This is a genomic window from Helicobacter pylori, from assembly GCF_001653455.1.
Taxonomy (GTDB): Bacteria; Campylobacterota; Campylobacteria; order Campylobacterales; family Helicobacteraceae; genus Helicobacter; species Helicobacter pylori_A.
Window position 1 is genome coordinate 1,065,540 of the sequence record NZ_CP011486.1, and the last position, 16,721, is coordinate 1,082,260.

The 16,721-nt window shown below is 39.4% G+C and carries 16 protein-coding genes and 1 pseudogene; 6 read left to right on the plus strand and 11 right to left on the minus strand.

Annotation, left to right across the window (positions count from 1 at the left end):
- Nucleotides 1–18 precede the first annotated feature (18 nt).
- The 6 genes from AA977_RS05025 (at nt 19) to AA977_RS05050 (ending at nt 5,527) form a co-directional block, all read left to right on the plus strand.
- Nucleotides 19–579, plus strand: coding sequence for a pyruvate flavodoxin oxidoreductase subunit gamma (locus tag AA977_RS05025; RefSeq protein WP_000486459.1), 561 nt, complete (start codon nt 19–21; stop codon nt 577–579).
- A 15-nt stretch (nt 580–594) separates the two neighbouring features.
- Nucleotides 595–987 carry a 4Fe-4S dicluster-binding protein gene (locus tag AA977_RS05030; RefSeq protein ID WP_000656174.1) on the plus strand — a complete coding sequence of 131 codons (393 nt, stop codon included), beginning with the start codon at nt 595–597 and terminating at the stop codon, nt 985–987.
- Between the two features lie 9 nt (nt 988–996).
- On the plus strand, nt 997–2,220 hold the full coding sequence (locus AA977_RS05035; protein WP_064434818.1) for a 2-oxoacid:ferredoxin oxidoreductase subunit alpha: 1,224 nt from the start codon (nt 997–999) through the stop codon (nt 2,218–2,220).
- Nucleotides 2,221–2,232: 12 nt separating this feature from the next.
- Nucleotides 2,233–3,177 (plus strand): thiamine pyrophosphate-dependent enzyme, encoded by a 945-nt coding sequence (locus AA977_RS05040; RefSeq protein ID WP_000238150.1) that lies wholly within the window; start codon nt 2,233–2,235, stop codon nt 3,175–3,177.
- 92 nt (nt 3,178–3,269) lie between these two features.
- Complete coding sequence (purB, locus tag AA977_RS05045) at nt 3,270–4,592, plus strand: adenylosuccinate lyase (RefSeq protein ID WP_064434819.1); 1,323 nt, start codon at nt 3,270–3,272, stop codon at nt 4,590–4,592.
- Between the two features lie 101 nt (nt 4,593–4,693).
- The gene (locus AA977_RS05050) at nt 4,694–5,527 is read left to right on the plus strand and encodes an outer membrane protein (protein ID WP_064434820.1); all 834 of its coding nucleotides are present in this window, start codon (nt 4,694–4,696) and stop codon (nt 5,525–5,527) included.
- 23 nt (nt 5,528–5,550) lie between these two features.
- Here AA977_RS05050 and uvrB read toward each other — a convergent pair whose 3' ends face one another.
- The 11 genes and pseudogenes from uvrB to AA977_RS05100 all read right to left on the minus strand — a co-directional run bounded on the left by uvrB (nt 5,551) and on the right by AA977_RS05100 (nt 16,717).
- On the minus strand, nt 5,551–7,527 hold the full coding sequence (gene uvrB / locus AA977_RS05055; RefSeq protein WP_064434821.1) for an excinuclease ABC subunit UvrB: 1,977 nt from the start codon (nt 7,525–7,527) through the stop codon (nt 5,551–5,553).
- A 40-nt stretch (nt 7,528–7,567) separates the two neighbouring features.
- Nucleotides 7,568–7,768, minus strand: a pseudogene (locus AA977_RS08125) (hypothetical protein); the annotation flags it as partial.
- A gap of 304 nt (nt 7,769–8,072) precedes the next feature.
- A complete protein-coding gene (locus AA977_RS05060; protein ID WP_064434822.1) occupies nt 8,073–8,849 on the minus strand; it encodes a tetratricopeptide repeat protein in 777 nt (258 codons plus the stop codon).
- Nucleotides 8,850–9,122: 273 nt separating this feature from the next.
- On the minus strand, nt 9,123–10,826 hold the full coding sequence (gene ggt / locus AA977_RS05065) for a gamma-glutamyltransferase (RefSeq protein WP_033760739.1): 1,704 nt from the start codon (nt 10,824–10,826) through the stop codon (nt 9,123–9,125).
- A gap of 334 nt (nt 10,827–11,160) precedes the next feature.
- Nucleotides 11,161–12,981, minus strand: coding sequence for a flagellar hook-associated protein FlgK (flgK, locus tag AA977_RS05070; RefSeq protein WP_064434823.1), 1,821 nt, complete (start codon nt 12,979–12,981; stop codon nt 11,161–11,163).
- 1 nt (nt 12,982) lies between these two features.
- Nucleotides 12,983–13,417, minus strand: a complete 435-nt coding sequence (locus tag AA977_RS05075; RefSeq protein ID WP_033615346.1) for a hypothetical protein — start codon at nt 13,415–13,417, stop codon at nt 12,983–12,985.
- 83 nt (nt 13,418–13,500) lie between these two features.
- Complete coding sequence (locus AA977_RS05080) at nt 13,501–14,466, minus strand: DNA cytosine methyltransferase (RefSeq protein ID WP_064434824.1); 966 nt, start codon at nt 14,464–14,466, stop codon at nt 13,501–13,503.
- 137 nt (nt 14,467–14,603) lie between these two features.
- The gene (locus AA977_RS05085; RefSeq protein ID WP_064434825.1) at nt 14,604–14,816 is read right to left on the minus strand and encodes a flagellar biosynthesis anti-sigma factor FlgM; all 213 of its coding nucleotides are present in this window, start codon (nt 14,814–14,816) and stop codon (nt 14,604–14,606) included.
- Nucleotides 14,817–14,884: 68 nt separating this feature from the next.
- On the minus strand, nt 14,885–15,091 hold the full coding sequence (locus tag AA977_RS05090; RefSeq protein WP_001088955.1) for a hypothetical protein: 207 nt from the start codon (nt 15,089–15,091) through the stop codon (nt 14,885–14,887).
- 41 nt (nt 15,092–15,132) lie between these two features.
- Nucleotides 15,133–15,681, minus strand: a complete 549-nt coding sequence (locus tag AA977_RS05095) for an FKBP-type peptidyl-prolyl cis-trans isomerase (RefSeq protein WP_064434826.1) — start codon at nt 15,679–15,681, stop codon at nt 15,133–15,135.
- Nucleotides 15,668–16,717 (minus strand): tetratricopeptide repeat protein, encoded by a 1,050-nt coding sequence (locus tag AA977_RS05100; RefSeq protein ID WP_064434827.1) that lies wholly within the window; start codon nt 16,715–16,717, stop codon nt 15,668–15,670. The genes AA977_RS05095 and AA977_RS05100 overlap by 14 nt, the downstream gene beginning before the upstream one ends.
- Nucleotides 16,718–16,721: the final 4 nt, after the last annotated feature.

The window sequence follows — 16,721 nt, forward strand, 5'->3', positions numbered from 1 at the left end:
TTAAGGAGACATATTACCATGTTTCAAATTAGATGGCATGCACGAGCTGGTCAGGGTGCTATCACCGGCGCTAAAGGGCTAGCTGATGTGATTTCAAAAACAGGTAAGGAAGTGCAAGCGTTCGCTTCCTATGGTTCAGCCAAAAGGGGGGCGGCTATGATGGCTTATAACCGCATTGATGATGAGCCGATTTTAAACCATGAGCGCTTCATGCAGCCTGATTATGTGCTAGTGATTGACCCCGGTTTGGTTTTCATTGAAAATATTTTCGCTAATGAAAAAGAAGACACCACTTACATTATCACCAGTTACCTCAGCAAAGAAGAGTTGTTTGAAAAAAAACCTGAATTAAAAACCCGTAAGGTGTTTTTGGTAGATTGTTTAAAAATCTCTATGGAAACCTTGAAACGCCCCATCCCTAACACGCCTATGTTAGGGGCGTTGATGAAAGTGTCTGGCATGCTTGAAATTGGGGCTTTTAAAGAAGCTTTTAAGAAAGTTTTAGGCAAAAAACTCACTCAAGAAGTCATTGACGCTAACATGCTCGCTATCCAAAGAGCTTATGAAGAAGTTCAATAACATTAAGGAATAAAGATGAAAGATTGGAATGAATTTGAAATGGGAGCGGTGCTCTTCCCTTTTGAAAAAAACGCGCAAAGCGAAATGGAAAAACACAACGATGAGCGCCATTACACTGAGCAGAGCTACTTCACCACTTCGGTGGCTCATTGGCGTGTGGCTAAGCCTGTGCATAACAATAACATTTGCATCAATTGCTTTAATTGTTGGGTTTATTGCCCAGATGCGGCTATTCTTTCAAGAGAGGGCAAGTTAAAGGGCGTGGATTATTCTCATTGTAAGGGCTGTGGCGTGTGCGTGGATGTCTGCCCCACCAACCCTAAATCGCTATGGATGTTTGAAGAGCAAATTGAACCTGCCACCGCACTCACTCAATGGCCGCAAAAACAAGAAAAGAAAAAATCATAAGGAAAAAATATGGCAAGAAGTATTGAATTGCAAGAAATAGAAGTGTGGGATGGCAATACCGCTAGCTCTAACGCTTTAAGACAGGCTCAAATTGATGTCATCGCAGCTTATCCTATCACCCCATCAACGCCCATTGTGCAAAATTATGGCTCGTTTAAAGACAATGGCTATATTGATGGCGAATTTGTTTTAGTGGAATCTGAGCATGCCGCTATGAGCGCGTGCGTAGGAGCGGCGGCTGCAGGTGGGAGGGTCAGCACTGCGACTAGCTCTCAAGGTTTGGCGTTAATGGTAGAAGTTTTATACCAAGCCTCTGGCATGCGTTTACCTATTGTTTTAAACTTAGTCAATCGCGCTTTAGCAGCCCCTTTAAATATCCATGGCGATCATTCTGATATGTATTTGAGTAGGGATTCTGGCTGGATAAGTTTATGCACATGCAACCCTCAAGAAGCCTATGATTTCACTTTAATGGCGTTCAGGATCGCAGAGCATCAAAAGGTGCGTGTGCCTACTATTGTCAATCAAGATGGTTTTTTATGCTCACACACCGTGCAAAATGTCCGCCCTTTGAGCGATGCAGTGGCTTATCAATTCGTGGGCGAATACCAAACCAAACATTCCCTTTTGGATTTTGATAAACCGGTAAGCTATGGCGCACAAGCTGAAGAAGAATGGCATTATGAGCATAAAGCCCAACTCCACCATGCGATCATGAATGCGCCTTCTGTGATTGAAGAAGTGTTTAATGATTTCGCTAAACTGACAGGTAGGCAATACCATTTAACCAAAACTTTCCAGCTAGAAGACGCTGAAATCGCTATTTTTGCGTTAGGGACTACTTATGAATCCGCTATCGTAGCGGCTAAAGAAATGCGTAAAAAAGGCATTAAGGCCGGCGTGGCGACCATCCATTCTTTGCGCCCTTTCCCTTATGAAAAATTAGGGCAGGATTTGAAAAATCTTAAAGCTTTAGCGATTTTAGATAAAAGCTCTCCAGCCGGTGCTATGGGGGCGATGTTTAATGAAGTTACAAGCGCGGTGTATCAAACCCAAGGGACTAAACACCCGGTAGTGTCTAACTATATCTATGGTTTAGGCGAAAGGGATATGACGATCGCGCATTTATGCGAGATTTTTGAAGAAATCAATGAAGACGCTCTTAAAGGCACGCTCACGCACCCTACCCAACAATTCGTAGGCTTGCGCGGTCCTAAAATGAGCTTTTTTTAAAAAGGAAATATCATGGTAAAAGAAGTCAAAACACTCAAAGGTTTTAGTCAAAGCGCTGAAAAATTCCAAGGCTCGCACTTGCTTTGCCCAGGTTGTGGGCATGGCATTATCGTGCGTGAAGTTCTAAACGCTGTAGATGGGCCTATCGTTTTAGGTAATTCTACCGGTTGTTTAGAGGTATGTTCGGCGGTGTATCCGCACACTTCATGGGATGTGCCTTGGATCCACATTGGTTTTGAAAATGGCTCTACGGCGATTTCAGGGGTGGAGGCTATGTATAAGGCGCTAGTGAATAAGGGTCGTTATCAAGGTCAAAAGCCCAAATTCGTGGCGTTTGGAGGCGATGGGGCCAGTTATGATATTGGTTTTCAATTTATCAGCGGTTGCATGGAGAGAGGGCATGACATGACTTATATTTGCTTGGATAATGAAAACTACGCCAATACCGGTGGCCAAAGAAGCGGCTCCACACCATTAGGGGCAAGCACTTCCACCACGCCAGCAGGTTCAGTTAGCTTTGGTAAAAAAGAAAAGAAAAAAGACATTGTCAATATCATGGCAAGCCATGGGGTTCCTTATGTGGCACAACTCTCGCCTAACAAATGGAAAGACATGAACAAAAAAATTAAAACCGCGCTAGACACTGAAGGGCCTTGCTTTATCAACGCTCTTAGCCCATGCACGACTGAATGGAAATTTGAATCCAATAAAACCATTGAATTAGCGGATATGGCTGTGGATAGCTTGATGTTCCCCTTATTTGAAATTTTTAATGGCAGAGAATTAAAAATCACTTACCGCCCAAGAAATATCATTCCTGTAAGGGATTATTTAGGGGCGCAAAAACGCTTCAAACACCTTTTCAAAAAGGAAAACGAGCATGTTATTGAAGAATTGCAAAAAGATGTGAATGAGCGTTGGGAATACTTGCAACGCAGAGAAGAAGCTAAAGTATAACCCTCTAATCAAGTCAAGGGGCTTTTTAGGTGCATCTTTTATCCCCTTGATTTTACCCCTTTTGAATAAATTCTAGATTTTAAGGATTGTTGGTGCTAGAACGCTATGCGAATGAAGAAATGAAAGCCCTATGGAATGAACAAACCAAGTTTGAAACCTATTTAGAAGTGGAAAAAGCTGTCGTTAGGGCGTGGAATAAGCTTGGGCAAATCAATGACAGCGATTGTGAAAAGATCTGCTCTCAAGCGCAGTTTAACCTAAAACGCATCAAAGAAATTGAAAAAACCACTAAACATGATTTAATCGCTTTCACTACTTGCGTGGCTGAAAGCTTGGGCGAAGAATCCCGCTTTTTTCATTACGGCATCACTTCTAGCGATTGCATTGACACGGCTATGGCGTTATTGATGACAAAAAGTTTAAAGCTCATTCAAAAAGGCGTTAAAAACCTCTATGAAACGCTTAAAAACAGGGCTTTAGAGCATAAAGACACGCTAATGGTGGGCAGAAGCCATGGGGTGTTTGGCGAACCCATCACTTTTGGCTTGGTTTTAGCCCTTTTTGCTGATGAAATCAAACGGCATTTAAAAGCCCTGGATTTGACGATGGAATTTATCAGCGTGGGGGCGATCAGTGGGGCTATGGGGAATTTCGCGCACGCCCCCTTAGAATTAGAAGAATTAGCGTGCAACTTTTTAGGCTTAAAAACCGCCAATATCAGCAATCAAGTCATTCAAAGGGATCGCTACGCCAGGCTTGCATGCGATTTGGCTCTTTTAGCGAGCAGTTGTGAAAAAATCGCTATCAATATCCGCCATTTGCAACGCAGTGAAGTTTATGAAGTGGAAGAATACTTTTCAACAGGGCAAAAAGGAAGCTCTGCGATGCCTCATAAAAGAAACCCCATATTGAGCGAGAATATCACCGGGCTTTGCAGGGTGATTCGCTCTTTTGTTACCCCTATGCTAGAAAATGTCGCCCTATGGCATGAAAGAGACATGAGTCATAGCTCTGTGGAGCGTTTCGCCTTACCCGATCTGTTTATCACCAGCGATTTCATGCTCAGCCGCTTGAATGGCGTGGTTGAAAATTTAGTAATCTATCCTAAAAACATGCTTAAAAATTTAGCTTTGAGCGGAGGGTTAGTTTTTTCCCAACGGGTGTTATTGGAATTGCCTAAAAAAGGTTTGAGTAGAGAAGAAAGCTATAAAATCGTGCAAGAAAATGCGATGAAAGTATGGGAAGTTTTGCAACAAGGCACTTTTAAAAGCGCTGATGGGAATTTGTTTTTAAACGCCTTGCTTGATGATGAACGATTGAAAAAATATTTGAGCGAGGATGAAATCAAAGCGTGTTTTGATTATAGCTACTACACTAAAAATGTGGGGGCGATTTTTAAAAGAGTGTTTGAATAAGGTGCAATTTTATAAAAAATTTTGGCTTTATTCATTGAGCGATAAAGTTTAAATCTATTTTTTAAAATTAAAATTTCAATCAAAGGGGGCAAAGGGGATTTTTGAAGCGAGTATTGTGTTTGATTTTGGGACTTTCTTGTTCCTTGCATGCGGATAGTTTTAAAGATGTTTTGACTAAAGGGGATTATATTTTTGGCAATAAAAAAGTGATCTCACCCATCAAACGCTATGCGGATCAATCGGCGTTTTATTTGGGGCTTGGGTATCAATTGGGGAGCGTTCAGCACAACTCTAGCAATTTGAATTTATTCCAGCAATTTAACAAGAGTCAGATCATTTTTAGCGATAGTCTAAGCCCTGTTTTTAAAAATTCGTATGTGTCTAATGGTCTTGGCGTCCAGGTAGGCTATAAATGGGTGGGTAAGCATGAAGAAACGAAGTGGTTTGGCTTTAGGTGGGGGCTATTTTATGACTTGAGCGCTTCTCTTTATGGCTCTAAAGAATCGCAGTCCATTATCATTTCCACTTACGGCACTTATACGGATTTATTGCTCAACGCTTATAATGGGGATAAGTTTTTTGCCGGATTCAATCTGGGGATTGCATTTGCTGGGGTGTATGACAGAGTGAGTGATGCATTATTGTATCAAGCGCTTCTTTTAGACACTTTTGGCGGGAAAGTAAATCCAAATGGCTTCCAGTTTTTAGTGAATCTAGGGGTTCGTTTAGGGAATAAACACAACCAGTTTGGTTTTGGGATTAAAATCCCCACTTATTATTTTAACCATTATTATTCTATGAATAACATTAGTAATAATAATGAAGATGTCTTAAAGGTTTTACGATTTTTAGAATACGGGATCAATAGCGTGCTGTATCGGGTTGATTTCAGACGCAATTATGCAATTTATTTCAACTACACTTATAGTTTTTAAGTGCAGTTTTGAAGCGGTAGTTTTTAGAGCGTTCTTAATTTGGCAATCTCATCTCTCAAACGCATCGCTTCTTCAAAATCCAAATTTTTCGCGCATTCTCGCATTTTTTTATCCAACTCTTTAATGATTTTTTCTCTTTCGCTTTTAGGGATTTTGTCCTTTTTTAAAGCTTTAGCGATTTTAGCCTCATCATCTCTTAATTTCAATTCCTCTTCTAAAGCGCGTGTAACGGTTTTAGGGGTGATATTATGGAGTTTGTTGAATTCTTCTTGCTTGGCACGTCTGTAAGTCGTAGTCTCAAAGGCTTTTTGCATGCTTTGAGTGATTTTTTTAGCGTATAACAAAACCTTCCCGTTAGCGTTTCTAGCGACCCGCCCCATGGTTTGAATGAGGCTTGTTTCACTCCTTAAAAACCCTTCTTTATCCGCATCCATGATCGCTACTAAAGACACTTCAGGCAAATCCAACCCTTCTCTTAAAAGGTTGATCCCTATTAAAACATCAAATTCTTTAAGCCTTAAAGAGCGGATAATGTGGTTTCTTTCAATCGCATCAATTTCGCTATGCATGTAACGCACCTTCAAGCCCCATTCAGCATAGTATTTGCACAATTCTTCTGCCATTTTTTTAGTGAGCGTGGTGATTAGCACCCTTTCATCTCTAGCCACCACTAACTTGATTTCATCAAACAAATCTTGGACTTGTTTATCGCTGTCTCGCACTTCAAATTTAGGGTCTAAAAGCCCAGTTGGGCGAATGATTTGCTCAGCGACATTCTTTTGAGAAAGCTCTAATTCTAACTTGTTAGGCGTAGCGGACACAAAAAGGAATTGGCAATTTTTATGGATAAATTCATCAAATTTTAAAGGGCGGTTGTCTAAAGCGCTAGGCAGTCTAAAGCCATATTCCACTAAAACGCTTTTCCTACTCATATCCCCTGCATACATCCCCCCAAATTGCGGCAAACTCACATGGCTTTCATCTACAATGACTAAAAACTCCCGCTCAAATATCCCCAAATAATCAAACAAACAAAAAGGCGTTTCGTTAGGGGCTTTACCGGTAAAATGGCGCGCGTAATTTTCAATGCCCTTGCACACACCGGTAGCACTAATCATTTCTAAATCATGCTCGGTGCGTTGTTTGAGACGGTTGTATTCAAGCATTTTGTCCTGCTCTTTAAAAAAATTCAATCTTAAAGCAAGCTCATCTTCAATGCTTTTAATGGCTAAATTCAACCTCTCACTCCCTACGGCAAATTGACTGGCCGCATAAAGCATGACAGAATCTAAGCGCTTGATTTCATTTTTTTCTAAAGCGTCAAAAACCGCAATCCTTTCTATCTCATCGCCAAAAAATTCAATCCTAATAAATTCAGCATCATTATAAGCGGGGAAAATATCCACGCACTCGCCCGTCGCTCTAAAGCTCCCCCTATCAAACACCACTTCATTACGGCTATACCCCATTTCTACTAGCTTGAGTAAAAAATTCTTGTAAGCACGCTTCTCGCCCGCTTTGATTTTTTCCATGACTTTTAAATATTCTTCAGGGTTACCCAAACCATAATTAGCCGAAACGCTCGCTATCACGATCACATCATCATAACCTAAAAGTGAAGTGGTCGCGCTCAATCTCAAACGCTCCAAATCGTCATTAATAGAGCTGTCTTTTTCAATGAATAAATCCCTTCTAGGGATATAGCTCTCAGGCTGATAGTAATCAAAGTGGGAGATAAAATACTCCACTCTATTGTGCGGGAAAAACGCCTTAAACTCGCTATAAAGCTGCGCGCATAAGGTTTTATTATGGCTCATGATCAAAGTGGGTTTATTGGTTTTAGCGATGATATTAGCCATCGTGTAGGTCTTACCACTCCCTGTAACGCCCACTAGAGTTTGGTAATGGTTGTTATTTTTCAAGCTCTTCGTTAAGGCGTCTATGGCTTGGGGCTGATCACCAGCTGGTGGATAAGGGCTTTTTAAATCAAATAAGGGCATCTTTTTAAACTCGCATTTTTTAGGGGTATTATAGTGGTTTTTAACACGCCTTATTCAAACTCAAAAAAATCAATGTTTTGATAATAATTGTTTTATTGTTTAAAACTTCTTGCTTATTGTTGCTTATTTGCGTTGTAGCGTTAGCTTTTTCTTGCGTGATGGCTTCAAGGCTTTCGGTCTTATTAGCATTTATTTGCGTTGTAGCGTTCTCTTTGGCTTGCGTATTCTTCGCTATTGTTTGGGGTTTGTAAATTTAAAGGTTTGTTTTAGATAGGGGGAGTATTTATTATAATGCAACAGCATGCAACAGCAAGATGAAAGTTTTAAAGGTATTTGATGGTGTGCATTTTTTGAATCAATTAAACGAGTTTAAAAGCGGTGTTTTACTGCAGCTAAAAAATTAGAGCAAGCGGTAGGCTAAAGTTTTTGCATGAGACCACTTAGCCATGAAAAACGCAATATTCTTAATCTATTGCTTCAAACCAATTGTTTAAAGAATGCCACTTGGCATAAAAACAAAAAATCCTTGAAGCAAACCCTAAAGGTTATCGGCTTGAAGTGTTCTTTTTCCTGCAATTCTTATCAATGTCAAAATCGCATGCTTTTTGCATGTATTCTTCAGCCTTGTGTTTATCTTTTTCTACACCTAACCCATACCGATAAGACTCTGCTAATCCCTCATAAGCTCTAGAAGAACTCACATCAGCCGCCATTTTATAATACACAATAGCCTTATCTTTGTCTGGCTCAATACCCAATTGATCATTCCCGCTATAATAAATATCCCCTAGGAGAATATAAGCTTCCACATTACCCTTATGCATCGCTTTTCTAAAAAACTCTGTCGCTTTCGCATAGTTGCTAGGAACGCCCCTGCCTTCCATATACATGATACCTAGGTTGATATAGGCGTTAGTATAGCCTTTATCTGCAGCTATTTGAAAATACTCCACCGCTTTTTTTTCATCTTTAGGAACGCCCCTACCCTCTTTATACATCACGCCCAAATTGTTATACCCTCTAGGTATATCATTATTAACAGCTTTTTGAAAATACTCCACCGCTTTCTTGTAATCTTTAGGAACGCCCCTACCATTTTCATACATGATCCCCAAAAGAACATAAGCAAGCGGCTCGCCATTTTTAATCGCGCTCTTATAGAAAGAAGCCGCTCGCTCATACTCCTTATTGTTATAGGCCTCCTTCCCTTTATAAATATAAATATAATTCCTTTTTTGTTCAAGGTCTTCTGCACCAAGGGTGCTAAATAAACACAAACCTACCAAACAAATCTTCAAAGCCAATTTGCTCGTGCTCCTCATCGCTACTCCTCTACTCTTAATAAGAATCAAACACAATGCCAATAACTACCAATCTCAAAAAGAAATTGCATGCGTTTAATTCAAACATTCTCAAACCCATATTCTGCATACACAATTGGATCTAATATCATCTCTTGTAATGAGAAATTTTACACTATTTTTATGGATTTTAAAATTAAATTTAAGATTTTCTCATTAAAAAATCCCCCCACCCCAAAAAATAGGGCTAAATGGGATTAAAAGTTTGTATATCACCCCGCATACCACAAAGAATTAAAATTCTTTCCTTGGATCCGTTGCCCCATAAAAGACGCTCCCCTTAGCTTTAGGTAAAATATGGATCGCATTCACATCGCCCATCACTGGCTTAGTAACAATTTGATAGCCCATTTTAGTGAGGTTGTCTTTCACATCAGCGGGCATGCCAAATTTTTCAATCCTTAATTCATCAGGAAGCCATTGCATGTGAAACCTAGGGGCTGAAACCGCTTCAGAAATATTCATGTTGTAATCAATGACATTAGAAATCACTTGCAACACGGTAGTGATAATCCTAGAACCTCCAGGACTCCCCACCACCAAGAAAACCTTATTGTTTTTCAACACGATTGTAGGCGACATGGAGCTTAAAGGGCGCTTATTGGCTTCAATCGCATTCGCATCGCCCCCTACTAAACCATAGAGATTAGGGTTGCCTGGCTTAATGGAAAAATCATCCATTTCATTATTCAACAAAAACCCTGCCCCATCAATGCTAGCAGCGCTCCCATAAGAAGCGTTAATGGTGTAAGTAACGCTCACCGCATTCCCCCACCTATCCGCTACAGAATAATGCGTGGTATTACTCCCCTCATGCAACTGCCCCATTCCTGGTTTGATTTGAGAGCTTGGCGTAACCGTATCCGGTTGGATAGCATCAAAAATCTTTTTGGCATACGCTTTATTGATGAGTTTATCCACCGGTACTGCAACAAAATCAGCGTCTCCCATATAAACCGATCGGTCCGCATAAGCTTGACGCATCGCTTCTGCAGCGATATGGATATTTTTAGAAGCCCCATACCCAAGAGCACTCAAATCCGCATTCTCCATGACATTGAGAATTTGAATCAAATGCGTGCCTCCTGAACTTGGTGGCGACATGGAAATGATCTTATACCCACGATAACTCCCCATCACGGGTTTGCGCCATTTCACATTGTAACTGGCTAAATCTTCTTTAGTGATAATCCCCCCATTTTTTTTCATGTCTTTCTCAATAAGCTCAGCGACTTGCCCTTGATAAAAGCCTTTAGCGCCTAGCGTTTTGATTTGAGTTAAAGTTTTGGCTAGATCTTTTTGGACAAACAAATCCCCTTCTTGATAATCAAGATGCCCTTTTTTAAAAAAATACTTTTTGCTAGAGCTGTATTTTAAAAACCGCTCCCTTGCTTCTTTTAAAGTTTCTGCTTGTCTTTGTGAAATCACATAACCATTTTCAGCCAATTTAATGGCAGGATCAATGAGTTGCGATAGTTTTTTGGTGCCGTATTTTTTCAACATCGCTTCCATGCCCGCCACCGTTCCAGGGACTCCAGCCGCCAAATAGCCATCTTCGCTGAGTTTAGGGACTACATTGCCTTGCTTGTCTAAAAACATATCTCTAGTGGCTTTTAAAGGGGCTTTCTCTCTAAAATCCAAAGCAACATTTTCACCATTAGCCAAATGGATAACCGCAAAACCCCCACCACCAATATTGCCTGCTGCAGGATGGACAACCGCTAAAGCAAATCCCATCGCTACAGCCGCATCAATCGCATTGCCTCCCTCTTCTAAAACCTTTTGCCCGATCTCACTAGCCAAGGGGTGGCTAGAAAGGGCTAACCCTACTTTAGTGTTTTTAATAGGCGGGTAGCTCGCTGAACTCAAAGGGTTTAACAAACCCAAAGAGAGCGCTATCACGCCCAAGCCAATCGTTTTCAAAAAACTCCGTCTCATCTCTTTTCCTTTCAATCAGTTACGCTTAAAATTTCTTTGTTATTATAACACAAGCTTTATAAAACGCTCTCTCGCTTGTAGCTTAATGTTATGAACGATTATTGTTTGAGTGTTGGTTAAAAAACACTCAATAATATTTTTAAAATAAATCATATAAAGAGCTTGACGCCAATCAAGTGATAATTCCTTAAAGAGGTCTTCTTGGGTTAGGGGTTTAAGGGGGGAATTATTTTAAAATACCCCCCTATCCCCTTAAAAAATGAATTTTAAAATCAATAGAGTTTAAAAAATAAGTTAAAAGGCTTATTCGATCAAAACGCTATTGGTAGAAACCCTATTGCTTAATCCCCAACAAAGTGTCTATCATCCGATCAATTGCAGTGATGACTTTAGCGTTAGCCGCATAGCCACTTTGAAATTTGATCAAATTCACCATTTCTTCATCCACGCTCACTTGCGAAATAGAGAGTTGCTCTTTTTTAATGGTTTCTAACATGCTCTTTTTAGTGTCCAAAATGCGCCCGGATTTTTCAGCGTCCGTGTTGATTTTACCGGTTAAAAATTGATAAAACTCGCTGATTTTCATGGGTTTGATGTCAAACTTATCGTTATAGAAATCCACGCTATCGTATTGCAATTGTTGCATCATGTTAGCCACATCAAAATTCCCATTAATGGGGGCAAGCCATGGGCGAATGGTGGTTGGCTCTTTTTTGTATTCTTTATTCAAGCTAATATTGGAAGCGTCATCGCCTTGAAAAAAAGGGTTGAGTTTTAACGCTCCCATAAAATTCGTGCCGTTATCTTTCATAGAGACAAACAACCCTTGCGAAGCGTTTTTAGGCTGGATAACAAACTTTTTAGTCTCATTATTAAAACTCGCTGTGAAATAATCATCAAAATCGTTTTCGGTATTATTGTCTTTATTGTCATCGGTATTAGCGTTAACCGCTTGGATAATATCGTTCATGGTTGTAATAGGCGTGATGGCAATGGTTTTTCTGGCGATTTCTTTACCATCGGTGTTGTAAGCGATTAAATCAAACGAGCCGTTTTTGATATTGTAGTTCGTGTCTTTAAAGGCTTCATCGCTATTAAACTCCACAGGCTCGCCCTCAATATGATGACTCGCGCTTTGAGCGTAAATCGCATTAGTGGATTCTATCAAACCCCTAGCAAAAGAATCCAATAAATCAATATAATCTTGCAACTTGCCTTTTAAAGTCCCGTTAGAGCCATCATTATACACATTCAATAACGCTCCCACTTTTCCCTGATTGAGCTTGTCAGTAATATTAATTACTTTAAAATCATCGCTTTGGAAATAAATTTGATTCAACCCTCCTTTATTTTCGGATTCTTTAACCACTAAAGGGTGGAAAATAGAACCATCAATGATATTGAACCCATGCCCGATATTAAGATTATAGCTTTCATCAAAGTCCGCTGAGTCTTTATCTGTAAGCGAATGGGTTTTAATACTGCTTTTAAAAACATTCCCCCCTAAAAGCTCTCGCAAATGAAATTCCAATTCGTCTCGCTTATCCCTTGATTCATTGGCATGCTTTAAACTTTTGTTGTTTTCCACTTCTTTGATGCGCTTGTTGATATCAGCGATTTGAGAACCCAAGCTATTGACTTCTTTAATAACGCTTTTTAATTCTTCGCTCGCTTTATGCTGTAAGGTCGTTAATCTTTCTCTGGTGTCTTTAATGTTGTGCGTTAAAGCTTCTGTTTTTTGAGCGAGGGCTTGTTTTTGAGCGGAGTCTTTGGCGTTTTTAGACAATTCTTTCCATGAGTTAAAATAATCTTGCAAATCCGTAAAAAGGCTCGCTTCATCAATATCCGGAAAATACGCGCTCGCTTCTTTTAAATGCGAAAACTCGGTATCGTAATAAGTGTTTTCGTAATTAGCCTTCGTGTAGCGAGAAAAAACAAACTCATCATGCACCCTTTCAATGGCTTCTACATCCACGCCCATATTGACATTTTTAGTGCCATACATGTAAGCCGCTTGGGGCTTTGCAATCACGCGCTGGCGGCTATAAAATTCATCGCTGGCGTTAGAAATATTATTCCCGGTAACATCCACCATGCTTTGGTGGGCTTGCAAGCCGGTGTAAGAAGTGTTGAGTGAAGATAAGATTCCGCCCATTTTATGCCTGCACTCTTAAAAAATGGCTCCCCACATGCCTAGAGCCTTTATAATCGCAAGTGTCATGGGGAATGATTTGCTGAATGAGTGAAGAATAAAACTCCGAAACTGCAAACGCCATGCGCGAATAAATCAAGTTTTGTTCTTTTAAAAAAAGCAAGGATTCTCGCATTTGGTTTAAAAAATCGCTTGTTTTTTCGTCCAATAATTCACTCATCTCCTTATTAGGGAATTGTTTTTTTAAGGATAACATTTGCGCATCTATACCCGCTTTTTCGTTTTCAAAAGCTTGAATCACCAATTGTTTTTGGGTGTTTCTTTCAAAAATTTCGGTGTGTTTAGCGAGCTTGATGTCTCTTATATCGCACTCGGTTAAATCAATCAATTCTTTTAATTGCTTTAGTGCGTTTTCTAAATGAGAATGTAAAACGACCATGACAAATCCTTTGGCTCTTGTTTCAGCCGTAATCAAGCAAATACTATGCCATTTTTTTAAACGAACCAAAAGGGCTTGTATGATTATTCATTATTGATCGCCTTTAACATTTGCTTAGCGATAGCAGCAATCACATTCACGCTCATGGCATTCCCTGCTTGGGATAACAAATGGCTTTCTTTAAAATGAGGATTGTCTTTAATTGTAGCGATCAAATCTCTAGGAAACCCTTGCAAAAGCAGGCTTTCAACAGCGTTTAATCTTTTGATTTTACCTTTTTGGATATAAAACAAACCATGCCGAGAAGTCCTTAAAGTAGGAAAAACATTAAAATACAATCTTAAATCAGATTGTCTTGTATCTAAAACAGCGTTTTCTAAAGTTAAAATATCCTCTAAAAAGACCCGGTTATGGTTGTATGGGTTGTGCAAGTATCTTTGAAATGCAGCGTTACTCACATCTAAATAGCATTCATTATCCGCATCTAAAAAATCCTTAAAACAATAATCATTGGCTAAACCCAAAGGAAAATGAAACGGGCGTTTTAAATCCTTTCTAAACCCCACGATATAAAGGCGCTCCCTTTTTTGAGCTAATTGGAAATCAGCGCTATTTAAAATTTGATGATAAGTTGTATAGCCCACTTCTTGCAAGGCTTTAATGATGATTTTAAAAGTTTCTTGTTGCTTATGATGGATTAAGCCCTTAACATTTTCAAGCAAGAAACATTTGGGTTGCTTGATTTTTAAAATATGAACAAGCCCATAAATAATCGTCCCCCTTTCATCATCAAGCCCCTTTCTTTTACCATTGATAGAAAAGGATTGACAAGGAAACCCGCTAATTAAGACATCAAAATCGGGTAAATCATTAGGGTTGATTCGCATCAAATCCCCAAAATTATGAGTATCTTTAAAAAATAATTCATAAGTTCTAAGGGCTTCATCATTGATTTCTGCATGCCCTACGCATTTTAAATGGCATCGCTCCAAGCCCAAACGGCCTCCGCCAATACCAGAGCAAAAATCCATAAAAGTTAAAATTCCCAATCAATTATCCCTAATGCGCAAATAAAAACACGCCCCATTAAAAGAATAGCAAACGCATTCAAAACACAAGAAACTAAAATTTAATGAAAAATGACAGCAAGAAAAAACCCTCCTTAGAAATGAAGCCCTTAAACCCCCTAGCTTATCCCCAACAAATCCTGTGCCATTTTATGAGAAGTTTCACGCAAGCTGATTTTATACTGGTTATTTTCAATAGCATGCTTGATTTGAGCCGCTTTATCAAGGGCGGCTTCATTGTTTTGGACTTCTTCATTTTTTTCCACTTTTTCCACACGCTTGTAATTCCCCAAAGATTGCACCGGAGTGAGAGAAGAAACGGCATTAATCATCTTAAAATCCTTTGATTTGATATTTAATTTATTTGATTACAACAAGTATCGGCAAAAAAGAAAAAAAGTTAATGGATTTTTGAAATCTGTTTTTGCAATTCCTTACCAAATTTCTTCGTGGTGGTGATGGGTTTTTTTCCGGTTTCTGCGACAGAACCAAAAGATTGCGATTGCAAACTTTTAAACATAAAAAACATTAAAAAAATTAAAATATAACAAAACAAAAAAAAGCAAATGGTGGGGAATAGCCAATTTTTAAGGTTAGAACTATTCATGGCTTTGCCCTTTTAAACATTCCCCTATTTACCCTATCTCATTACCCATGCGAACATGAACAACCACAGCCTCCATTTTTATTTCCGCCATGACCGCCACAACAGCCTCCTCCACCGCCATGGTGTGAAGCTAAAATTTCTTCTTCGCTCACTTCCCTAAACCCTAAAACCTTGAAACGAAACGCTAAAGTTTTTCCGGCTAAAGGGTGGTTGTAATCCACCATCACATGCGTGTCGCTAAAGTCTTTGATGGTGGCTTGAATGGTTTGATTATCTTCGGTTTGCCCAAAAACGCTCATGCCTTTTTCTAATTCAATGCCTTCAAATTGCTCTCTAGGGACTTCTTGCAAATAGCCACTCTCATAAACCCCATAAGCTTCCTCTGGGGCGATAACGACATCTTCCCACTCGCCAATTTGAGCCTTCAATACCGCTTTTTCTAACCCTGCTATAATTTGATGAGCGCCTATGATAAACTCTAAAGGCTCTTTAGCGATATTGCTATCTAAAACTTCGCTAGAGCCATGCTCTCTCACTTCATATTCAATCAAAGCGGCTTGTTTGGTTGGTTCTAAATCATGGTTTTGCATGTTGGTGTTTCTCCTTGTTTTCTAAGATTTTTTTTGCCATTTTAGCTTGTTCGCTTGAAGGATACAAGTGTTGCAAAGTGTTTAAAAATTTATAATAGTTTTGATCGTCTTTGATTTTTTTAAACGACCATGCCGTATGCCACAAAAGAACAGGCATATAAGACGCTTTTTTATTTAAAAGAGCGCTCTCTTTGTAATACTTGATCGCTTCTCTATACTTTTTTTCTCCATAAGCCACTTCCCCAAGAACATAACGCACATAAGAGAGTCTGTAACTATTGGCTTCTAACCACAACAAACGCTCTTTAGCTTCTGCATAGGATTTATTTCTAAAAAAAGACAGAGCTTCTTCAAAAATCTCCTTTTGTTTGGATAAATCTTTATGAAACTTAACTTTTGGCGTTTTTTCTTTTTCTTGATTTTTTTCTTCTTTAGGCAACTGTTGGTGTTTTGGTTGGTTTTCTTTATCTTGTTCTAGTGCGTCTGTTGCTAAAGACTGCTTGGATTTTTCATTGGTTGGAACGCTTTGTTTGTATTGTTTTTCAGCTTTTTCTTGTTTTTCTTGTTCTTTGAGCGTTTTTTGGATTAAGGCGATTTGTGCAACCAAATCCTGGCTTAACTTGGTCAATAACTCGCTCATCTCTTTATTTTGTTTGTCTAGCTGTTGGATAGCTTGCTGGTTAGCGCGAATCTCATTCCTTAAATCCTCTAAAATTTCTGATTGCTGCTTGAGCGTGTTAGCATGCACTTCTTGAGAGGCTTTTAAGGCTCGTAAGGATTCTTCTTGAGAAAGGATAGCGTCATTAAGGTGTTTGATCTTGTTAGATTGCCCTTCGTAAACGCTCTTCAAGCCCTCTTGAGCTTGAGTGTTGGATTCCACTTGCGAATGGATTTTGGTCAAAATATTAGAAAAGTTCTTGCTATTGATCTGCAACTGCTTGAGTTCTTTTTTGGTCGCTCCGCTTTGCAAATCAAACGCTGAAGGCTCCCCATTGAGAAAAAAGGGAGCGATAAAAGGGATAAAAAGCCTCTTCATTCCC

What these genes read in the sequence shown, in the direction of transcription:
- AA977_RS05025 (WP_000486459.1), top strand. Translation starts at nt 19, where the DNA reads ATGTTTCAAATTAGATGGCATGCACGAGCTGGTCAGGGTGCTATCACC.
- AA977_RS05030 (WP_000656174.1), top strand. Translation starts at nt 595, where the DNA reads ATGAAAGATTGGAATGAATTTGAAATGGGAGCGGTGCTCTTCCCTTTT.
- AA977_RS05035 (WP_064434818.1), top strand. Translation starts at nt 997, where the DNA reads ATGGCAAGAAGTATTGAATTGCAAGAAATAGAAGTGTGGGATGGCAAT.
- AA977_RS05040 (WP_000238150.1), top strand. Translation starts at nt 2,233, where the DNA reads ATGGTAAAAGAAGTCAAAACACTCAAAGGTTTTAGTCAAAGCGCTGAA.
- uvrB (WP_064434821.1), bottom strand. Translation starts at nt 7,527, where the DNA reads ATGCCCTTATTTGATTTAAAAAGCCCTTATCCACCAGCTGGTGATCAG.
- AA977_RS05060 (WP_064434822.1), bottom strand. Translation starts at nt 8,849, where the DNA reads ATGAGGAGCACGAGCAAATTGGCTTTGAAGATTTGTTTGGTAGGTTTG.
- ggt (WP_033760739.1), bottom strand. Translation starts at nt 10,826, where the DNA reads ATGAGACGGAGTTTTTTGAAAACGATTGGCTTGGGCGTGATAGCGCTC.
- flgK (WP_064434823.1), bottom strand. Translation starts at nt 12,981, where the DNA reads ATGGGCGGAATCTTATCTTCACTCAACACTTCTTACACCGGCTTGCAA.
- AA977_RS05075 (WP_033615346.1), bottom strand. Translation starts at nt 13,417, where the DNA reads ATGGTCGTTTTACATTCTCATTTAGAAAACGCACTAAAGCAATTAAAA.
- AA977_RS05085 (WP_064434825.1), bottom strand. Translation starts at nt 14,816, where the DNA reads ATGATTAATGCCGTTTCTTCTCTCACTCCGGTGCAATCTTTGGGGAAT.
- AA977_RS05090 (WP_001088955.1), bottom strand. Translation starts at nt 15,091, where the DNA reads ATGAATAGTTCTAACCTTAAAAATTGGCTATTCCCCACCATTTGCTTT.
- AA977_RS05095 (WP_064434826.1), bottom strand. Translation starts at nt 15,681, where the DNA reads ATGCAAAACCATGATTTAGAACCAACCAAACAAGCCGCTTTGATTGAA.
- AA977_RS05100 (WP_064434827.1), bottom strand. Translation starts at nt 16,717, where the DNA reads ATGAAGAGGCTTTTTATCCCTTTTATCGCTCCCTTTTTTCTCAATGGG.